General features: G+C 63.7%; 2 protein-coding genes and 2 pseudogenes. All 4 read right to left on the bottom strand.

The genetic code is table 11. From position 1 onward, the window contains the following. Nucleotides 1-334, bottom strand: a pseudogene (locus tag ACWI6D_RS09240) (hypothetical protein); the annotation flags it as partial. 338 nt (nt 335-672) lie between these two features. Further along, nucleotides 673-1,038 carry a 3-hydroxyisobutyrate dehydrogenase gene (locus ACWI6D_RS09235; protein ID WP_449134469.1) on the bottom strand — a complete coding sequence of 122 codons (366 nt, stop codon included), beginning with the start codon at nt 1,036-1,038 and terminating at the stop codon, nt 673-675. A gap of 114 nt (nt 1,039-1,152) precedes the next feature. Continuing rightward, complete coding sequence (locus ACWI6D_RS09230; RefSeq protein ID WP_449134468.1) at nt 1,153-2,526, bottom strand: MFS transporter; 1,374 nt, start codon at nt 2,524-2,526, stop codon at nt 1,153-1,155. Nucleotides 2,527-2,780: 254 nt separating this feature from the next. Beyond that, nucleotides 2,781-3,198, bottom strand: a pseudogene (locus ACWI6D_RS09225) (5-methyltetrahydropteroyltriglutamate--homocysteine S-methyltransferase); the annotation flags it as partial.

The following is a 3,198-nucleotide window of genomic DNA, read 5'->3' as shown; positions in this document are numbered from 1 at the left end:
CAGCATAGGAGAGCTTGTAGCACGTGGCGTTGAATCCGTAGCACGCGCCGCCGAAGAACACCAGCGCCACGGCGCGCGCACGGGTAGCGGCACCTTCGCCGCGTTTCCTACGCGAGTGGCCGCCCGTATCGTTTTCGTGGGTTGCCGTATCGGTAACCCACGTGCGCCGGTCAGTTTGGACGCTCGCGACACCTTTGCTGGCGTTTATCGTGGGCGTCGCTGCGGTAGCCTTTATGGCAGATAGCCGTGCGGATTGCATTTCTGCGGAACGCAGGGAGGGGGATTGGGTGGCAGAAGTTCCTGCGGCAGCAGGGGATAGGGCAGAGTTCGACATACGTATGCACGCTCCTTCATGCAATCGGGAAGCTGCGTGGGCGAAAACCCGGCAGCAAAGCGGTTGCGTGGCGAAAAGAAGACGCACAAAGTCTGGAAAAGTCCACGCGCGGTTTATCAGACCCTTATTGTATCAACGGAGTCAAGCATAGCGTTGACCTGCGAATTTACCCCTCAAACGCAAAATAACGCTGTGCGCCCTCGGTTTCCCGAACGTGCGCGGCGCACCATGCAAGCCAGCAAGCCCCGCAAACCCGCTAATCCGTAAGCCTCGTGAACCCCACAAAGCCCACGAGCTCGCAAGCCAGCGAACCCCTCAAACCCGCAAAACCCTACGAACTACAGCTCGCAGCGGCCGAACTTCGCCAGAATCTCGGAAGCGGCGGTGCAAGACGGGCAGCCGCACCATTTCGCGCCCTGCTCCTTGCGCTGCTTCTGCTCGGCGGCCATGGCGGCGGCTGCCTCTTCGCCCATCAGCTGCTTCGCCGGGCCCTCGGCAAAGGCAATCACGGCATCGATGGTGTTCGGGCGGCCGTCCAGGTAGTCCACCAGCGTTTTCGTGGCGACCTCGACGGCGGCATCGTCGGCGCCTTCGACGGCCTGCTTCCACGCGGCAGCGGCGTCCCTGGTCTCCTGCTTGCTCGAATCGGCGGTAGCTAGCACCTCGGCGCGCTCGGCAACGTAATCAAACAGCTCCTTGTCCATGGGAACGGCTCCTTTCGCATCGATTTCTTCCGAAACCAAATTATAAGCCGCCCCCGCAGCGCGCCAAGTGCTTACCTTCAAGTAAGCGCCTGCAAACGCCCGCGCCTGCGCCCGTCACTTCGCGCGATACGTCAGCATGCATACCAGCGACACCAGGCAGAACCCGGCCGCGCACACCAGCATCTGGAAGAACCCCGCCGCCCCCGGCGACGCCGTCACGAACCCCAGCAGCACAGCCGGCGCCACCGTCGTGCCCACTTGCCGCACCAGCGCGATCGTGGCAATGGCCGACCCGCTTTCGGCGGGGCTCGTGTTCTCCAGAATCATGTAGTTCGTCGGCGCACCCATCGCAAAACCCATGCCCAGGCCCATGACGGCAAGCCCCGCAATCAGCAGCACGGCGTTCGCGCTGCCCAAGCTTGCCAGCGCCAGCATGAAAAAGCCCACGGTTGCAATGGCCAGGCCGCTCATCAGCACCGGCTTCGGCCCGAACTTGTCGATGAGCTTGCCGCCCAGCGGCGGTCCGAACATGCACATCACACCCACGGGCAGGATATACAGCCCGCCCGAGCCCACCGGCGCGTCCATGATGAACTCGGCCACCTCGGGGATCAATGTCATGGTGATGGTGACGCAGCCCACGAAAAAGCTCACCACCATGGTCACCACAATGGCGCGGTTGCCCAAATACTCCAGGTGGAAAACCGGGCTTTTCGCACGGCGCTCCACCAGCACGAATGCCACCAGGAACACGGCGAAGCCCGTCGCCGGTCCCAGCACGGCCGCCGAGCCCAGTGACGCGCCCAGATTGCCCACGTCGATGCCCTGCAGCGCCAGTAACAGCAGCAGCACGGTTATCACCATCAGCACCGACCCGGCCGCATCAAGCGGCTCGCGGTTATCGACGGTGCGGTTCGGCAGCGCGCGCGCCCCGGCAATCACCAGCGCTGCGCACACGGGCAGCGCGAAGAAGAACAGCGCCGACCAGTTCTCGTTGCCCACCAGGCCCATGATCAGGCTTCCCGCGGCGGCGCCCAGCACGTTGGCGATGCCGGCCACGGCGGCGGCGATGCCCAGCGCCATGCCCTTCTTCTCCTGCGGAAACGTCGAGCCGATTTCCGCATTCGCCACGGGAATGACGCCGCACGCGCCCACGGCTTGCACCAAGCGGCCCGCCAGCAGCACCTCGAAACTGCCGGCCATCTGCGACAACCCGCATATCAGCGACCCTGCGCCGAACGTGATCAGGCACCCCAGAAACACCGGCTTGCGCCCGCGCATGTCGGCCAGCTTGCCCACTACAGGGATGCACGCCGCGTAAAACAACGTGTAGATGTTGATCATCCAGATGCCCGTGGCGTCGTCAAGGCCGAACTGCTCCTGGATGACCAGGCGCACCGGCGCCACCATGCCCACGTACAGCCCGCCTAGCAAAAGCCCCAGCAGGCACACGACGAATATCGACTTCAAATTGTTTTTGCTGCTCAAAACACGCCTCGTCCTTCGCGAATGATTTCGCCATACCATAGCACTCCCGGCGCCCCGCCCGGGCCATCGCCACGCAATCAGGCCATTCGGCAGGGCTCGTGGCAGCCTGGCGTGTGCGTGGGGAAGAGATTGTGGTTGCCCGCCGCATGGGCAAAGCCACGGTCACTCGCATTCCCACAAAACAAAAGGCGCCAAGTCATTCCGCTTGGCGCCTCTCTCGGCATGTTATGCGTACGTCTCGTGCCCTGCGCGCACTACCCCCACACGCGCTCGGCGATGCGCTTGACCAGCGCGATCTTCGCCCACTGGTCGTCCTCGGTCAGCACGTTGCCTTCCTCGGTGGAGGAGAACCCGCACTGCGTGGACAGGCGCAGCTGCTCAAGCGGCACGTACTGCGCGGCCTCGTGGATGCGCGCGATAACGTCGTCCTCGTTTTCTAGCTCAGGGAACTTCGACGTGATCAGGCCCAACACCACTTTCTGGTCCTTGATGTGCGCAAGCGGTGCGAAGTCGCCCGAGCGGTCGGAATCGTATTCCAGGAAGAACCCGTCGTAGTTCGCGCCGCCGAACAGCACCTCGGCCACCGGCTCGTAGCCGCCCGAAGAGAACCACGTGGAGCGGAAGTTGCCGCGGCAAATGTGCGTGGTGATGGTCATGTCGGCGGGCTTCACC

This window comes from Senegalimassilia sp. (genome assembly GCF_977052095.1).
Note: the sequence above shows the minus strand (reverse complement) of the source record. Positions and strands in the feature narration are given on the sequence as shown.